Origin of the sequence: uncultured Mycobacterium sp. (assembly GCF_964249325.1) — a bacterium.
GTDB lineage: Bacteria > Actinomycetota > Actinomycetes > Mycobacteriales > Mycobacteriaceae > Mycobacterium.
Genome location: NZ_CAXUCH010000097.1, coordinates 1 through 15,557, shown reverse-complemented (window position 1 = coordinate 15,557; position 15,557 = coordinate 1). Strand labels below are relative to the sequence as shown.

General features: G+C 65.8%; 13 protein-coding genes and 2 pseudogenes. 3 read left to right on the top strand and 12 right to left on the bottom strand.

Annotation, left to right across the window (positions count from 1 at the left end; all coding sequences use genetic code 11):
- Positions 1–90: 90 nt before the first annotated feature.
- Both ACFE99_RS13715 and ACFE99_RS13710 read right to left on the bottom strand, forming a co-directional pair.
- A pseudogene (locus ACFE99_RS13715) lies at positions 91–472 on the bottom strand (hypothetical protein).
- A 58-nt stretch (positions 473–530) separates the two neighbouring features.
- A complete protein-coding gene (locus tag ACFE99_RS13710) occupies positions 531–1,400 on the bottom strand; it encodes an LpqN/LpqT family lipoprotein (RefSeq protein ID WP_375486114.1) in 870 nt (289 codons plus the stop codon).
- Positions 1,401–1,582: 182 nt separating this feature from the next.
- Here ACFE99_RS13710 and leuS point away from each other — a divergent pair, with 182 nt between their 5' ends.
- Complete coding sequence (leuS, locus tag ACFE99_RS13705) at positions 1,583–4,486, top strand: leucine--tRNA ligase (protein ID WP_375486112.1); 2,904 nt, start codon at positions 1,583–1,585, stop codon at positions 4,484–4,486.
- Positions 4,487–4,561: 75 nt separating this feature from the next.
- Here the strand turns inward: leuS and ACFE99_RS13700 are convergent, their stop codons facing one another.
- The 10 genes and pseudogenes from ACFE99_RS13700 to ACFE99_RS13655 all read right to left on the bottom strand — a co-directional run.
- Positions 4,562–5,227 (bottom strand): SDR family oxidoreductase, encoded by a 666-nt coding sequence (locus ACFE99_RS13700; protein WP_375486110.1) that lies wholly within the window; start codon positions 5,225–5,227, stop codon positions 4,562–4,564.
- A 146-nt stretch (positions 5,228–5,373) separates the two neighbouring features.
- Entirely contained in the window at positions 5,374–5,868 is a 495-nt protein-coding gene (locus ACFE99_RS13695; RefSeq protein WP_375486108.1) for a MarR family winged helix-turn-helix transcriptional regulator, read from the bottom strand.
- A 55-nt stretch (positions 5,869–5,923) separates the two neighbouring features.
- On the bottom strand, positions 5,924–6,673 hold the full coding sequence (locus tag ACFE99_RS13690) for an amino acid ABC transporter ATP-binding protein (protein WP_375486106.1): 750 nt from the start codon (positions 6,671–6,673) through the stop codon (positions 5,924–5,926).
- On the bottom strand, positions 6,670–8,472 hold the full coding sequence (locus tag ACFE99_RS13685) for an ABC transporter substrate-binding protein/permease (protein WP_375486104.1): 1,803 nt from the start codon (positions 8,470–8,472) through the stop codon (positions 6,670–6,672). Before ACFE99_RS13685 ends, ACFE99_RS13690 begins: the two co-directional genes overlap by 4 nt.
- A 49-nt stretch (positions 8,473–8,521) precedes the next feature.
- Positions 8,522–9,217 carry a GntR family transcriptional regulator gene (locus ACFE99_RS13680; RefSeq protein ID WP_375486102.1) on the bottom strand — a complete coding sequence of 232 codons (696 nt, stop codon included), beginning with the start codon at positions 9,215–9,217 and terminating at the stop codon, positions 8,522–8,524.
- Between the two features lie 85 nt (positions 9,218–9,302).
- Positions 9,303–10,100, bottom strand: coding sequence for an LLM class F420-dependent oxidoreductase (locus ACFE99_RS13675; protein ID WP_375486100.1), 798 nt, complete (start codon positions 10,098–10,100; stop codon positions 9,303–9,305).
- A gap of 17 nt (positions 10,101–10,117) precedes the next feature.
- The gene (locus ACFE99_RS13670) at positions 10,118–11,017 is read right to left on the bottom strand and encodes an alpha/beta fold hydrolase (RefSeq protein ID WP_375486098.1); all 900 of its coding nucleotides are present in this window, start codon (positions 11,015–11,017) and stop codon (positions 10,118–10,120) included.
- A gap of 114 nt (positions 11,018–11,131) precedes the next feature.
- Complete coding sequence (locus ACFE99_RS13665) at positions 11,132–12,235, bottom strand: inositol-3-phosphate synthase (protein WP_375486096.1); 1,104 nt, start codon at positions 12,233–12,235, stop codon at positions 11,132–11,134.
- A 53-nt stretch (positions 12,236–12,288) separates the two neighbouring features.
- Entirely contained in the window at positions 12,289–12,831 is a 543-nt protein-coding gene (locus ACFE99_RS13660; RefSeq protein WP_375486094.1) for a PadR family transcriptional regulator, read from the bottom strand.
- 142 nt (positions 12,832–12,973) lie between these two features.
- Positions 12,974–13,786, bottom strand: a pseudogene (locus ACFE99_RS13655) (DUF1707 domain-containing protein); the annotation flags it as partial.
- A gap of 261 nt (positions 13,787–14,047) precedes the next feature.
- Here ACFE99_RS13655 and ACFE99_RS13650 point away from each other — a divergent pair.
- Together ACFE99_RS13650 and ACFE99_RS13645 are read left to right on the top strand one after the other, a co-directional pair.
- Entirely contained in the window at positions 14,048–15,115 is a 1,068-nt protein-coding gene (locus ACFE99_RS13650; RefSeq protein WP_375486116.1) for an LLM class flavin-dependent oxidoreductase, read from the top strand.
- Between the two features lie 106 nt (positions 15,116–15,221).
- The coding region (locus ACFE99_RS13645; RefSeq protein ID WP_375486092.1) for a DUF5318 family protein at positions 15,222–15,557 on the top strand (336 nt) is incomplete at its 3' end.

Sequence of the window (15,557 nt, the reverse complement as noted above, 5' to 3'; positions counted from 1 at the left end):
CAACTAACCGGGCTTGGCCGGCGAGCCACCGGCCGGCCGCTCAGCCTGCCGGCGACAACCCCATGCCAAAAGAGCAGTGCGACAGCGGCTTTAGCGGCGCGGCGACGAGGCGCCGGCGGGCGGGCCAGGCGGCCCCACGCAGTCAAGCGCCGCGCAACCCGCGCAGTTGCCTGCACTTGACCTGCGCCGCCTGGCCGTTCAGCGCATACCGCGCGGCTTGCCATGAACCGGCGGCCAGGGTGCTGATGGCACCGACGACGCACATGATCACCACGACCGCCGCCCGTTGCGGGGCGCCCAGCGCCACCGCGCCGCCGCTGCCCAACATAACCGCGGCCGCTAATTGCGGCGGAGCTACCGCCCGCATCAGCGCCGCGGCGATATCGCCGGTCGCAGGACGAGACATCGACCACAGCCCGAGGGCCGCGGCGGCAACCGCGACGCACACACACAGCACACCGGCGATAAGCATCGCCACACCATACGATGCGACCACAACCGAGCCGAGCGCAGCGCCCCGGCCCAGTCAGCTACCGCCCCAGAGCGGGTGCCGTCGGCAACGTGGCCGGGCTAGCCGCCGCCGGCGGGCCCGCCGTGGGCGCGATCACCCGGAATCCGTTTACGATCGCGTCGGTGGCCGGCGCCTCGGCCACCGCCCGGGCGACGTCCGTGGTGACCGCGAGTGAGACCAGGTACTTGTCGGTGCCGGAGGTGGCGATGACGTGCCGCCGGGAGGTGTTGAGCGTCATGTCGTTCTGCCGGTAGGTGCCTTCGATGATCGACGACGGGAAGCCGCCGAAATCGGCGAGCGAGGCGGTCGTGGTCTGCCAGGCGGGCAGTTGTTGACTATCGACGAAGCCGTGAGTGATGGCCTCCCGGGGGTCGAAGTCGCCGATCAGCTTGTACACCACCACTTGAGCGTTGGAGGTGTAGAGGCTGCTGCCGGACCGGTTAGCGATCACCACGAATGGGTCGGCGACATTGGGGTCGGGCACCGGCGCCCAGCCCGCAGGCATCGGCAAGGTGATATCGAGCGCCTTGAAGCCGTCTGGCTTTTGCGGCTCGAGTTTGACTCCCTTGGACTGCAGGTAGTCGCGCAGCGTCCCGGAGGTAGCCGGAACCAGTGTCGGCTGTACCGGCATAAGCCCGGCCACCGGCCCTGCGGCGATCGGCGGCCTCAACGGCGACGCCGGATTCGGCGCCACCGGCAAGGACGCGGCTGAGGCGCTGTTGCCGACGCCGCCGATGACGTTCTGGGTAACCGGTGGCGGCGCCGGTGTAGGCCGCGGCGGCAGCACGGGATCCGCGCATGCGGTGGCAGTGGCAAAGCCCACAGCAGCGGCGAAGCCGACGGCTACACCGCCTGCCACTACCCGCCAACTGTGAGCGGTCTGCGTCATGTCCGTCGATCCTTTCGAACGCTCGGGCAAGCAGCGGTAGTAGGGGCTGACTGTAACCAGCGCGCAGCGCGGGCGAGAAGGCCTGGAATCGACCTGGAACCAAGCTCTGATCGCACCGCAATTCAACCGAAACCAACCTGTGGCCTGCGGGCCGCCCGTGGGCGCCCTTATACCCTGTTGACGTGACCGAATCCCCGCCCGCCACGGACGACCGCACCACCGCGGCCCCGGACGTGGACGTCGACGCTCCGCGGTACCGATACACCGCGGCGTCGGCGGACCGCATCGAGCGGATCTGGCAGGACAATTGGGAACGGATGGGCACGTTCCACGTGCCGAACCCCGTCGGCTCGCTGGCTCCAAGCGACGGCTCGGCGGTGCCCGAGGACAAGTTGTTCGTCCAGGACATGTTCCCCTACCCCTCAGGGGAGGGATTGCACGTCGGTCACCCGCTGGGCTATATCGCCACCGACGTCTACGCCCGCTATCACCGCATGACCGACCGTAACGTCTTGCACGCGTTAGGGTTTGACGCTTTCGGGCTTCCCGCAGAGCAGTACGCGGTGCAAACCGGTACTCACCCGCGTACCCGGACTGAGGCGAACATCACAAATTTCCGGCGCCAATTGGGCCGGCTGGGTTTCGGCCACGACAGCCGCCGCAGCTTCGCAACAACCGACGTCGAGTTCTACAACTGGACGCAGTGGATCTTCCTTCAGATCTACAACGCCTGGTTCGACGCCGCCGCCAACAAGGCCAGGCCGATCGCCGAACTTGTCGCTGAATTCGATTCCGGTGTGCGCCGTCTTGACGACGGCCGCGACTGGGCGACGCTGGCGGCCGGTGAGCGTGCCGATGTGATCGACAGCCACCGGTTGGTGTACCGATCGGAAGAAATGGTGAACTGGTGTCCCGGGCTGGGCACCGTGCTGGCCAACGAAGAGGTCACTGCCGACGGTCGCAGTGACCGTGGAAACTTTCCGGTGTTCCGTAAACGGCTGCGGCAGTGGATGATGCGGATCACCGCCTACGCAGATCGCTTGCTCGACGACCTCGACCTGCTGGAATGGCCAGACAAGGTCAAGACCATGCAGCGCAACTGGATCGGTCGCTCCACCGGTGCGGCGGCGCTGTTCTCGGCGCACACACCCGGCGGCGAAACCGTCGACATCGAAGTGTTCACCACCCGGCCGGACACCCTGTTCGGCGCCACCTATCTGGTGCTGGCCCCCGAACACGAGCTCGTCGACCGCTTGGCCGCCGCCACGTGGCCCGAAGGGGTAGATCCGCAGTGGACCTTCGGCGCCGCCGCGCCCGCCGACGCCGTGGCGGCCTACCGGCGCGCAATCGCGGCGAAGTCAGACTTGGAACGTCAGGAAAACAAAGCGAAGACCGGTGTCTTCCTCGGCACCTATGCAACGAACCCGGCCAACGGCGAGCAAGTGCCGATCTTCATTGCCGACTACGTCCTGGTCGGATACGGCACCGGCGCGATCATGGCCGTACCCGCCCACGACCAGCGGGACTGGGAATTCGCCCACGAGTTCGGGCTGCCGATTGTGGAAGTCATTGCCGGCGGCGATATTTCCGAGTCCGCATACACCGGAGACGGGATACTGGTCAATTCCGATTACCTCAACGGCATGGACGTGTCCGCCGCCAAAGAGGCGATGACCCGTCGACTAGAAGCCGACGGCCGCGGCTGGGCCCGCATCGAATACAAGCTGCGCGACTGGCTTTTCGCCAGGCAACGGTATTGGGGCGAGCCGTTCCCGATCGTCTACGACAGCGACGGACGTCCACACGCGCTGGACGAGGCGGCGCTGCCGGTAGAGCTGCCTGACGTACCGGACTATTCGCCGGTGCAGTTCGATCCCGACGATGCCGACAGCGAACCGTCCCCGCCGCTGGCCAAGGCAACCGACTGGGTCCACGTGGAACTGGACCTCGGTGACGGGCTCAAGCCCTACACCCGCGACACCAACGTGATGCCGCAATGGGCTGGTAGTTCATGGTATGAGTTGCGCTACACCGATCCGCACAACTCAGAACGGTTCTGCGCCAAGGAGAACGAGGCCTACTGGATGGGACCGCGGCCGGCTGAGCACGGGCCGGACGACCCGGGCGGCGTCGACCTGTACGTCGGGGGCGTCGAGCACGCAGTGCTGCACTTGCTGTACGCCCGGTTCTGGCACAAGGTGCTCTACGACCTGGGCCATGTCAGCTCATGCGAGCCGTACCGGCGGCTGGTCAACCAGGGCTACATTCAGGCGTTCGCCTACACCGACGCACGCGGATCGTATGTGCCGGCCGCCGAGGTGATCGAACGAGACGACAAGTTCTTCTACCCGGGGCCGGACGGCGAGATCGAGGTTTTCCAGGAATTCGGCAAAATCGGTAAGAGCCTGAAGAATTCGGTGTCACCCGACGAGATCTGTGATAACTACGGCGCCGACACGCTGCGGGTCTACGAGATGGCGATGGGCCCGCTGGAGGCGTCACGTCCGTGGGCGACCAAAGACGTCATCGGTGCCTACCGATTCCTGCAACGGGTGTGGCGGCTGGTTATCGACGAGCACACCGGCGAAACTCGGGTCGCGGGTCATGCGGCCTTGGACGAGAATACGCTGCGGCTGCTGCACCGCACTATTGCCGGAGTATCCGATGACTATGCGGGACTGCGCAATAACACTGCGGTGGCGAAGCTGATCGAATACACCAACCACCTCACCAAGCAGCACCGCGACTCCGTGCCCCGAGCGGCCGTGGAACCGTTGGTGCTGATGCTTGCGCCGCTGGCCCCGCACATAGCCGAGGAGCTGTGGTCGAGGCTGGGCCACACCACATCGCTGGCGCACGGCCCGTTCCCGGTGGCCGATCCCAACTACCTGGTCGAGGACACGGTCGAATACCCGGTGCAGGTGAACGGCAAAGTGCGCGGCCACGTCACCGTCGCCGCCGACGCTGACGCCGACATCCTGGAAGCGGCGGCTTTAGCCGATGACAAAGTGCAGGCTTTCCTGGCCGGCGCGACGCCCAAGAAGGTGATCGTCGTCCCCGGCCGGCTGGTCAACCTGGTCGTTTAATTACGGCGAACAGACGCAAAAGCCCCCGAATTCCGGTCAAGCAAGGTGCTTTTGCGTTTGTTCGCGCAAAGCGTGTTAGCGCTGCCGGATGACGACCTCGTGGACATGACCGTCCGGTGGCGTGTTGACCACGTTGGCGACCACCCCGGCGACGGTTTCAGGCCGTAGAAACCGAGCCGGGTTGTATTCGCCGCCTTCGAAGGCGACCAGCTCGCGTTGCATGCCTGTATCGACCCGACCCGGATACACCGTGGTGACCCGCAGCCCTGCCTCGTCGTCGCGCAATGAGTCGGCGAATGCGCGAAGCGCGAACTTGCTGGCGGAATACGAGGCCATACCCGGTGACACTTTGCGGCCGGACCCCGAATTGACGAATACCACCTGGCCGCTTGTCCGCCGCAGCGCCGGCAGCAGCGCCAAGGTAAGTGCCACTGCACCAAAGACGTTGACATCGAAGGTCGCCCGCCAGTCCTCAATTTTGGAATCACCGACATGGGCCGGTATCGACACTCCGGCGTTGTGCACCAACACGTCAAGCTCGCCGAGGTCGGGCGTGGAGTTCTGGATGGCTTCGGTATCCGTCAGGTCTAGCGGCCAGGTGGTGGCCTGCAACCGCTGTGCGACCGCGTCCAGGCGTTCCGAAGGCCGGCCGGCTAACAGGAGAGTATGTGTTTGGGCCAGCGCTTCGGCGATAGCCGAGCCGATACCGCCGCTTGCGCCGGTGATAAGTGCAGTGGCCATGCCAGCCAGCTTAAGCCGAGCTGATCCGATCGCTACACGACAGCCGCCCAAAAGCCGCGCTGCTGAAAGCGTCGCCGCGGCAATGAACTACGGCACAACGCCTACCATTGCATAAACGAATGTTATTGATAGGACTCAGTTTCAGGCTATTCGCGTGCAGCCGCGGCACTCGCGGCACTGGCCGGCTCGCTGCTGGCCAGTCGCTCCAGCGGGGCCAGCGCTTTGGTCAGCGTGTCCAGCTCCGACTCGCTGAGCTGGCTGAGCATCGCGGCCAAAGCGGCATGTCGATTGGCCAGCGACTCACGGTGCACAGCCAACCCTCGGGGCGTGATGTCGACCAGCACCGCGCGCAGGTCGGATGGATCGCGCGAGCGCTTAACCAGCCCCAGCTTCTCCAGCCGGCGAATCGCCACGGTCGTGGTTGGGGTGCGGACCCGTTCGTGCGCGGCGAGGTCGGTCATCCGGATCGGGCCCCGATCAAGCAATGTCACCAGGATCGACAATTGCGCGAGCGTCAAATCGCCAGTCGTAGACATATTGGGATCTCCGCGGCGCAGGATTGAGAACAGTTTGGACAACGCGCGGTGTAGGCCCTCGGCCAGCTCGGTCAGTTCCGGCGCGCTGACTTCACGTTCCGCCATAATTCGCCAGTCTAACCTGACGGGACATACGCAGACCGAAAAATCGCTTTTACCGTCAAAGTACTTGAGATAAGAATCGCTGCAATCGATCGGTTTCGGCGGCGTCGAATATTTTCGCCGGTGGCCCGGATTCCACAACTTTGCCGTGATCCATGAAAACAACGGTGTCCGAAGCCGAGCGGGCGAAGCCCATTTCGTGGGTGACAACGACCATCGTCATACCCTCGGCGCCCAGATCAGCGATCAGCGCCAACACATCCTTGACCATCTCGGGGTCCAGCGCCGAAGTCGCCTCGTCGAAGAACATCACCTGCGGCACCATCGCCAACGCACGCGCGATCGCGACCCGTTGCTGCTGGCCGCCCGACAGCGTGCCCGGCCGCGCATCCGCCTTGTGTCTCATGCCGACCCGGTCCAGCTGCGCCAGCGCCAGCTCCCGGGCAGCGTCGGCCGACAGCCGCCGGAGCTTGCGCGGGGCCAGCATGACGTTGTCGAGCACACTGCGGTGGGGAAACAGGTTGAACTGCTGGAACACCATGCCGATGCGCTGGCGCAACCGATCCGGGTTGTCACCCAGCACAGACCGGCCGTCGAGCAGGATGTCGCCGCGGTCGGGCTCGTACAAACGGTTCAGAGTGCGCAGCAACGTCGACTTACCCGAGCCCGACGGCCCGATCACCGCCACCGTAGTGCCCGCCGGCACGTCGATGTCCACGCCGCGCAAAACCCTGTTCGGGCCGAACGAAAGATGAATGTCTTTGCCCGCCAACGACACTGGCTCGGGACGCTTGATCTGCTCGGTCATGTCATTTCCTGAGCGGATATCGCACTCGGATTTAGTGGGTCCTGCGGTTCGGCGACAACGCGGCCGTGCCGAAGCCGGGCATCGATGAAGTTCACCAGGTGTGTCAGCGGGATGGTCAGCGCCAGATAGAAAATGCCGGCGGCCACCAGCGGGGACAGGCTGCCGGTCTGGGCGTTGAGGTCGCGGCCAACCTGGAACAGTTCGCGCTGCCCAGCGATCAGGCCGAGGAAGTACACCAACGCGGAAGCCTTCAGCAACGCGATGAACTGATTGACCAACGCCGGCAGCACCCGCCGGATCCCTTGCGGGATCACCACCAAACGCATCGCCGCCGGATAGCTGAAGCCCAACGCCCGCGATGCCTCCAGCTGACCGGAGTCCACGCTTTGGATACCGGAGCGGAAAATCTCACCGACATATGCCGCGGCGGTCAGCCCGAGCGCAGCGATTCCCAGCGGATACGGATTGTTGTTGGTCAGCCCGCCCACCAGCGGCCCGACGCCCAGGCCGATCAGCAGGATGATCACCACCTCGGGCAGTCCGCGGAATATGTCGGTGTATGCCCTTGCCGGCCAGCGCAGCCAGCGCAGGCGGGAGATCCCCGCGACCGCCAGCATCATTCCGACCACCAACCCGATCAGGCTTGCGCTCACCGTCAGGATCAGCGTGTTGGGCAGCCCCGTCTTCAGCAGCACCGGGATGGCCTGTTTGTAGAGGTCCCAGTCGAAGAACGAGTCCCGCAGCTGGACAAGCGTGGATTTGGCGGCGACGGGCTCCTCGACGGCGCGGTGGTGGCGCGCAGCGATTGTGGCGAACGGCGGCAGATGCGGTTCGGGCGCGGCCTTCGAGCCCGGTTTCCAGCCCGGCGGCAGCGGCCTGGGAACCCAGTCGGAGTACAGCTGTGACCAGGTGCCGTCGGCGATGACGGCGTCCAACCCGGAGTTCATTGCCGCGATCAGCGGCCGGTTGTCCTTGGCGACCGCGTAGGCCACGTAGTTGCCGAGGCTGAAGGCATGCGCGACGGCCACTGCCGGGTCGCCGGGGCGCATCGCGTTGAGGGCCTCGAGGGCAGGTGCCACCCAGGCGTCGATCTGGCGGTTCTTCAGGCTGGCGTACACGGTGTTGAAGTCCGGGAACTTCACTGGCTGCAGATGCAAGGCCTCGACGACGTAGGCATCCTCCACCGTGCCTTGAACGACCCCGATGCGTTGCTTGCGGCTGAGGTCGTCGAATCCGGTGATCGGCGAGCCCGGCGGAACGATGAGCGAAAAGTACCCGAAGTCATAGCCATTGGTGAACCCGACGGTGCGCCGGCGCGCGTCGGTGGCGGTGATTGACGCCGAGCCGACATCGAATCGCCGTGACGCCACCTGGGCGAGTAATCCGGAGAAGTCGGTGCCGGCAAAGTTCACCTTCAAACCCAGCTTCACCGCGATGGCGCGCAGCAGCTCGTTGTCGAAACCGCTGTACTGGCCGGCGCCGTTGATGCAGCTCGTCGGCGGGCCTTGCGACAGCGTGCCGACCGTCAGGGCGCCGGGGGTGATGAGCCCCAGCGCGCCAATGTCCACCGATGACAGCGGCTCAGCGGTGGCGGTCGTGTACTTGTCCTCGCGAGGACGGTTGGCCGTGGCCAGCTTGCGTGGTAACGCGATTGCGTTTTCGGCGCCAGACGGGGCGCACTGGTTGGTGTCGGCCGATGCCGGGGCGGCGGATCCGAGACTGGCCACCAGCAGCATCGCGGTGCACAGTGCCAGCACCCGCGCGCCGCATCGACCGCGCCGGCTGGGGTTCGCGCTCATACCCGCAACGTATCGGCCGGTGCGCCGTTCGGCCACGACCGGCGCACCCTCACAACGCGACCGGGTGAGGGGAACCGGTGCCCGCACAGTTGGACGGGGCGAACACCCTCCGTCGAACCAGCTCGGCCAGCATCACGCGGGCCATCACGTCGGCGCGGCCAACGCATGCGGCCCGCGCCGCGCCTGGGTCGCGCCGGTGGATGGCCGCGGTCTCGTCTTCGTAGAAGGGCAACAGCTCGTCGCGGCCGTTCTGGTAGGTCGCCCAGAACACCCGCGGGATCAGGGTCTGGGTGGCCCTGATTGCGGCGTGCAGCCGCGGCCCGGCGTATTCGTCGTTGACCGTGCGGCGGTACTGCGCTGCGGCGTCGAGGAAAGCGCGCGATTCTTTGGCGGCCCGCAGGGTTCGCAGGAGGGCATCGAGTTGACCGAGCACTCGCGGCGTCGGGTTGGTCGCCGCGCGCGCAGAGGCGATCCCGTTGAGCATTCCGTAGAGCTCATGGTGTTCTGCCACGGTGTCTTCGTCAAACCGCTCGATGAATGCGCCCCGGTGATACCGGGTGGACAAGATGCCGTAGTGTTCGAGCTGGACAAGCGCCTCCTGGATGGGGACGCGGCTGATCCCGAGGTCCTTGGCGATTTCGTTGCGGTCGACGCGGTCGCCGGTGCGCAGCTTACCGGTCAACACCAGGTTGAGGATGTGGGAGACGACCAGGTCTTTTTCTTTGACCCCGTACTTCTTTGGCATCGGCGTCTCCCGGCTTGCCCAGTAGATACGCGCTGTAGCTTCTCACGGACCACACCTTTACGGTCCCTTTCGCCCGACCGAGCCGCTAGCGGCTGTCGCGCCAACGGCACAACATCTCCGCTGCGCTGAGGTCGTAGTCGGGACCAGAGGAGCCGACCGTCAGGAGTGTCACGCCCAGACTGGTGAGCGCCTCGGCTTCGGCGATCAGCGCGTCACCGCCACGGGCCCCCGTCTCGCCGCCGACGGCGGCGGAGTGTTCGATGTCGTCGGGATCGCGGCCGACGGCCGCACAGTGGTCGGCCAGCACCGCCGCCTTGGCCGGGTAGGTGTCGCGGCTGGCGAAGCTGTGCCACATGTCGGCGTATTCGGCGACCAGCCGCAACGTCTTTTTCTCGCCTTGCCCGCCGATGAGGATCGGGATGTCGCGGGTAGGCGCCGGATTAAGTTTGGCCAGACGGGATTTGATGCGGGGCAGGGCAGCGCCCAGAACGTCGAGCCGACTCGCGGCGGTGCCGAATTCGTAGCCGTATTCGTCGTAATCCTTCTTTTTCCAGCCCGATCCGATGCCAAGAATCAAGCGGCCGCCGCTGATGTGATCGACGGTGCGGGCCATGTCGGCGAGCAACTCCGGATTGCGGTAGGAGTTGCAGTTGACCAGCCCACCGATTTCGATGCGCGACGTATGCTCGGCCCAGGCACCGAGCATCGTCCAGCATACGAAGTGGGCGCCGTCGGGGTCGCCGTAGAGCGGGAAGAAGTGGTCCCAGTTGAACGCGACGTCGACGCCGATGTCCTCACAGCGTTGGACCGCGTCGCGGATGATGCGGTATTGCGGGGCGTGCTGGGGCTGCAGTTGCACGCCGATGCGGACGGGAGAGGTCATATGACCACGGTAGGCACCTACTTCGCCAGCACTCCGCGCAGGATCTCGACTAAGGCGCGTGGCTGGTCGCTTTGCACAGAGTGCCCGGAGTTCTCGACGACGTGTACACCACGGAAAGCCCTTGCGCGACGGTTCAATTCGGCGGCGTCTTCGTCGCTGACGAAGCCCGATGCGCCGCCGCGCACCAACGTAATAGGTGCGGAGAGGGCGCTCACGTCGTCCCAGAGGCCGCCGAACTCCGGAAGGGTACTCATCGCGTGGTAGCGCCACGTCCAGCGGCCGTCGTCGAGCCGGCGCGAGTTGTGGAACACCCCGCGGCGCAAGGACTTCACGTCGCGATGTGGTGCTGCGGCGATCGCCTGTTCCAGCATGGCCGCGAAAGTGGGGAATTCCCGCTCGCCGTGCATCAGCGCCACCGTGCCGCGCTGGTCATCGGTCAGCTCCGCGTGCCGCTGCAACGACGAAGGGGTGACGTCGACCAGCACCAGTTCGCGTACCAGCCCGGGCGCCGCCGCGGCCAGCGCAATCGCGGTCAGCCCGCCCAACGACATGCCCACCACCAGCTCGGCGTCCGGAGCAAGCTCGCGCAGCACCGGCGCCAGGGTGGCGGCATTACGCCGCGGTGAGTAGTCGCCGTCGTCACGCCAGGCCGAATGGCCGTGTCCGGGCAGGTCCACCGCCAGCGCCGGCTCCCCCACGCCGATGATGACGGTGTCCCAGGTGTGCGCGTTCTGCCCGCCACCGTGCAGAAACACGATCCGCGGCGGGCGCTCGCCCCAGCGCAGGGCGCTGATCGCGCCGACGTCGACGCGCTCCACGCTCGGTAATGAGCCAGCCACGCCGGCCTGTTCGGCGTTTTCGGCGAGCAGCGCAAATTCAGGCAGCGCCGCGAGTTCGTCGTCGGAGAGCTCGGTCACAGACTCAGACCTTACGAACCGCACCGGGACTGCGGACACCGCGCCCAGGCTGTACCCATAGCGTGCCGCGGACCCGAAACCCCGCAGTCACCGCAGTCTCGACAATCGAGGCGCCTAGCCGGCGATGAAGTCTTCGAGCCGGGCGCGCGCGACGTCGTCGGGCATTTGTTGCGGCGGGCTCTTCATCAGATACGCCGACGCAGCCACCACCGGACCACCGATCCCGCGGTCCTTGGCGATCTTGGCGGCCCGGATCGCATCGATGATGACACCTGCCGAGTTCGGCGAGTCCCACACCTCGAGCTTGTACTCCAAGTTCAGCGGCACATCGCCGAAGGCGCGGCCTTCCAGCCGGACGTACGCCCACTTGCGGTCGTCGAGCCAGCCGACGTGGTCGGACGGGCCGATGTGCACGTCTTTGGTCCTGAACTCACGCTGCAGGTTCGAGGTGACGGCCTGGGTCTTGGAAATCTTCTTCGACTCCAGCCGCTCGCGTTCGAGCATGTTGAGGAAGTCCATGTTGCCGCCGACGTTGAGCTGCATGGTGCGGTCCAGCTGCACGCCCCGGTCTTCGAACAGCTTGGCCATCACTCGGTGGGTGATGGTGGCGCCGATCTGGCTCTTGATGTCGTCACCGACGATCGGCACCCCGGCGTCGGTGAACTTCTTGGCCCACACCGGATCCGACGCGATGAACACCGGCAGCGCGTTGACGAATGCCACACCGGCGTCGATTGCGCACTGGGCGTAGAACTTATCGGCCTCATCCGAACCCACAGGCAGGTAGGACACCAGCACGTCGACCGCTGCATCGCGCAGCACCTTGACCACGTCGACCGGCTCGACATCGGACAGTTCTATGGTTTCGGCGTAGTACTTGCCGATGCCGTCGAGAGTCGGGCCGCGCTGCACCACTACGTCGGTGGGCGGCACGTCGGCGATCTTGATGGTGTTGTTCTCGGAGGCGAAGATCGCCTCGGACAGGTCGAAACCCACCTTCTTGGCGTCGACGTCGAACGCGGCGACGAACTTGACGTCGCGGACGTGGTAAGGCCCAAACCGCACGTGCATCAGGCCGGGCACCGACGACGTCTCGTCGGCATCCTGGTAATACTGAACGCCTTGCACCAGCGAGGATGCGCAGTTGCCGACGCCGACAATGGCGACTCTGATCTCCGTCTGCGCCTCTGGCGCCTCTGAAAGCTGGTGCTCACTCATAAGGCGTTCTCCTTACCTGTACTTGTGGGTATTGACGTGTTGCCGGGCTGGATCTAGGTCTGCTCGGCGTGACCTTGCGCCACCCGCTCAGCGGCGATGAGCTCGTTGAGCCACTTGACTTCGCGCTCACTGGATTCCAGCCCGAGTAGGTGCAACTGGCGGGTATAGCGATCGAATGAACTGCTGGCCCGCGCCACAGCTTGACGCAGACCTTCTCGGCGTTCCTCGACTTGACGACGGCGGCCTTCCAGAATCCGCATCCGCGCCTCGGCTGGAGTGCGGTTGAAGAAGGCCAGGTGAACCCCGAAGCCGTCGTCGGTGTAGTTATGCGGACCGGTGTCGGCCACCAGCTCCGCGAAGCGCCGCCGACCGGCGTCGGTCAGCTGGTACACCCGGCGGGCACGCCGTACGGGCGTCCCGGCTGGGGCGGCGTTCTCGGCGATCAAGCCATCGGCCTGCATCCGCCGCAACGCCGGGTACAAGGAGCCGTACGAGAAGGCTCGGAAGGCGCCGAGTAAACCCGTCAGCCGCTTGCGCAACTCGTAGCCATGCATCGGGGACTCGAGCAGGAGACCGAGGATGGCCAGCTCCAGCATCGAGTCACCTCCTTTGCTCTGCTTGTGACGACGCTTTCATATCGAGGCACAGCCTCGGGTAATACTATCGTCCCGATATATTTGCCACCACACCAGTTTCTGTTCCCGCTGCGTTCAACCGTGGGCTGAGGCCCGACGAAGGTCAGGACGGGTAGCACACCTGGTTGACCGTGCCGTCGCCGGCGAACATGATGTAACCGCTCCCATAATCGGTGGAGACGTAGGCCGATAGCGACATTGCGTCGGGCGTGCGGATCTCGGGAGGGCTGCACGATCAGATACGTGGGGCTTGACGTCGGCATGTTTGATCCCCAAGGTTTGTGGCGCGCCCCGCAAGATGCCCATCACCACTTTGGGGTCGAACCGGCTCAGGTCGACGGCGACGGCCTCACTGGTTTTCGGTGAGCTGCTCGGGTTGCCCCATCCGCCGCGGTAGGTGTAGCTAAGCTGGCGGCGGTCCTGGCTGGGGTCGGCGCGGTCCATCACGGCGTATTCGGGATAGACGACCAGCCGAAAGCCCATTGTGTCGCCGAACCGCTTGCGGGTCTGGTCCATCAGGCCGGTCAGGCCGCTCAGCGATTGCAGCTGCTTGGGCGTCAGCACGGTCGGCGCGATGCCGTCGGGCTTGGCTCCGGGATCCGCTCCATCGGCGTGAAGCTCAACGGTGAGCCGGTGTGGCCGTAGAGCCCCCACCCGATGCCGACGCCGAGCAACACCGCGACCACCAGCGCGGCTGCCATGACACCCCAGCCGCTGATCTTCGGCACCGATGCGGGTGCGGCAGGTTTTACCGGGCCGGCGGCGACTGCAGGTCGGCGACCAGCACCTGCAGCTCGCCGAGGGTGACGGCGTTGGTGGCCGCGCTGGTTCGCTGCCGGTGCTCTTCCGTGGACAGCTCGCCGTCGGTGAGCGCATCGTCGAGCGCGCGGCACGTCTGCTCCCGGTCGCTGTCTTGGCCCGGGTTGCCGGGCTTTGCCGCGTCGCCACGGCGACGATCGTAAGAGTCGCAGGGCGGGCCCGCTCACCGAATGCCGCGGTTTCCAATCAGCGTGGTTGCAAGCCTGGTGGCGGCGGCGCCCGCCCGGCATAACTAGATCGCGTGTCAATACATCTGCAGTGGTTCTTGCCCACGTACGGGGGTTCCCGCGACCTGATCGCCGGCGGCCACGGCAGCACCATGCGCGGCGACCGGCCGGACTTGAAGTACCTGACATAGCTGGCGCACGCCACCGAGGTCAACGGCTTCGAGGCGGTGCTCACCCCAACCGGTCTGTGGTGTGAAGATGCTTGGCTCTCCACCGCGATGCTGGTCGACGCTACCGAGTCGTTGAAGTTCCTGGTGGCGTTGCGTCCGGGGCTCGTTAGGCCCACGCTGGCCGCCCAAACGGCGGTTACCTTTCAGTGGCATTCGGGTGGGCGGCTGCTGCTGAATGTGGTCACCGGCGGTGAAAGCGTCGAGCAGCGCGCGTTCGGGGATTTTCTGACCAAACAGCAGCGCTACGCCCGGTGCGCTGAGTTCCTCGACATCGTCCGGCAGCTGTGGATATCCACAGATCCGGTGACCTTCACCGGAGAACACCTGCGGGTGGAGCAGGCGGCGCTGGCCCGGCGTCCAGATCCCTTGCCGCCCATCTTTTTCGGCGGCTCCTCGGCGCACGCCGGCCAGGTCGCGGCGCGGTTCGCCGACACCTACCTCACCTGGGGTGAACCGCCCGGCCAGGTCCGCGAGAAGCTCGACTGGATCCACGGTTTGGCCAGGGCTCACGGTCGCACACTGAGCTACGGAATCCGGTTGCACGTGATCGCCCGCGACACCAGTGAGCAGGCGTGGGCCGAGGCGAACCGGCTACCGGGCGGGCTGGATCCTCAGACTGTGGCCGCTGCGCAACAGTCGCTGGCCCGCTCGGAATCCGAAGGTCAGCGCAGAATGCGCCAATTACACGGCGGCGGAACAGCTTTCGATCAGGGCGTGGACGCCAGGGCGTTAGAGATCTACCCGAACCTGTGGTCGGGAGTGGGCCTGGTGCGCGGCGGCGCCGGCACCGCATTGGTCGGCTCGCACCAGGAGGTGGCCGACCGGATCACTGAATACGCCGAACTGGGCCTGGACCACTTCATCCTGTCCGGCTATCCGCATCTGGAGGAGGCGTACAACTTCGGCGAAGGGGTACGCCCGATCCTGGCCCGGCGCGGCCTGCTGGGAGAAGGCGCCGACGTCGGCACGACCGCCGGCCCCGCGCGGTCGGCGTTCCTGCCGCAGCTGGGCGACGTCAGCGCCTCCTAGCGCCACGCCAAATCGCATCGTCGGCAGAATCGCCGACCCAGCTGCGCAGTGCCGGGAATCCCACGCAACATCTCGACAACGGCCATGCGGACGTACTCTGGTCACCATGCGACTCCAGCGACAGGTGGTGGACTACGCGCTGAGGCGCCGCTCACTGCTGGCCGAGGTGTACTCCGGACGCACCGGCGTCTCCGAGGTGTGTGACGCCGACCCCTACCTGCTGCGTGCCGCCAAATACCACGGGAAGCCCAGCCGGGTGATGTGCCCGATCTGCCGCAAAGAGCAGCTGACGCTGGTGTCCTGGGTGTTCGGCGAGCACCTGGGGCCGGTGTCCGGCTCGGCGCGCACCACCGAGGAGCTGGTTCTGCTGGCATCCCGTTTCGACGAGTTTTCGGTACACGTAGTGGAGGTATGTCGGACCTTCAGCTGGAATCACCTGGTC

What these genes read in the sequence shown, in the direction of transcription:
- ACFE99_RS13710 (WP_375486114.1), bottom strand. Translation starts at nt 1,400, where the DNA reads ATGACGCAGACCGCTCACAGTTGGCGGGTAGTGGCAGGCGGTGTAGCC.
- ACFE99_RS13685 (WP_375486104.1), bottom strand. Translation starts at nt 8,472, where the DNA reads ATGAGCGCGAACCCCAGCCGGCGCGGTCGATGCGGCGCGCGGGTGCTG.
- ACFE99_RS13675 (WP_375486100.1), bottom strand. Translation starts at nt 10,100, where the DNA reads ATGACCTCTCCCGTCCGCATCGGCGTGCAACTGCAGCCCCAGCACGCC.
- ACFE99_RS13665 (WP_375486096.1), bottom strand. Translation starts at nt 12,235, where the DNA reads ATGAGTGAGCACCAGCTTTCAGAGGCGCCAGAGGCGCAGACGGAGATC.
- ACFE99_RS13690 (WP_375486106.1), bottom strand. Translation starts at nt 6,673, where the DNA reads ATGACCGAGCAGATCAAGCGTCCCGAGCCAGTGTCGTTGGCGGGCAAA.
- ACFE99_RS13695 (WP_375486108.1), bottom strand. Translation starts at nt 5,868, where the DNA reads ATGGCGGAACGTGAAGTCAGCGCGCCGGAACTGACCGAGCTGGCCGAG.
- ACFE99_RS13680 (WP_375486102.1), bottom strand. Translation starts at nt 9,217, where the DNA reads ATGCCAAAGAAGTACGGGGTCAAAGAAAAAGACCTGGTCGTCTCCCAC.
- ACFE99_RS13700 (WP_375486110.1), bottom strand. Translation starts at nt 5,227, where the DNA reads ATGGCCACTGCACTTATCACCGGCGCAAGCGGCGGTATCGGCTCGGCT.
- ACFE99_RS13660 (WP_375486094.1), bottom strand. Translation starts at nt 12,831, where the DNA reads ATGCTGGAGCTGGCCATCCTCGGTCTCCTGCTCGAGTCCCCGATGCAT.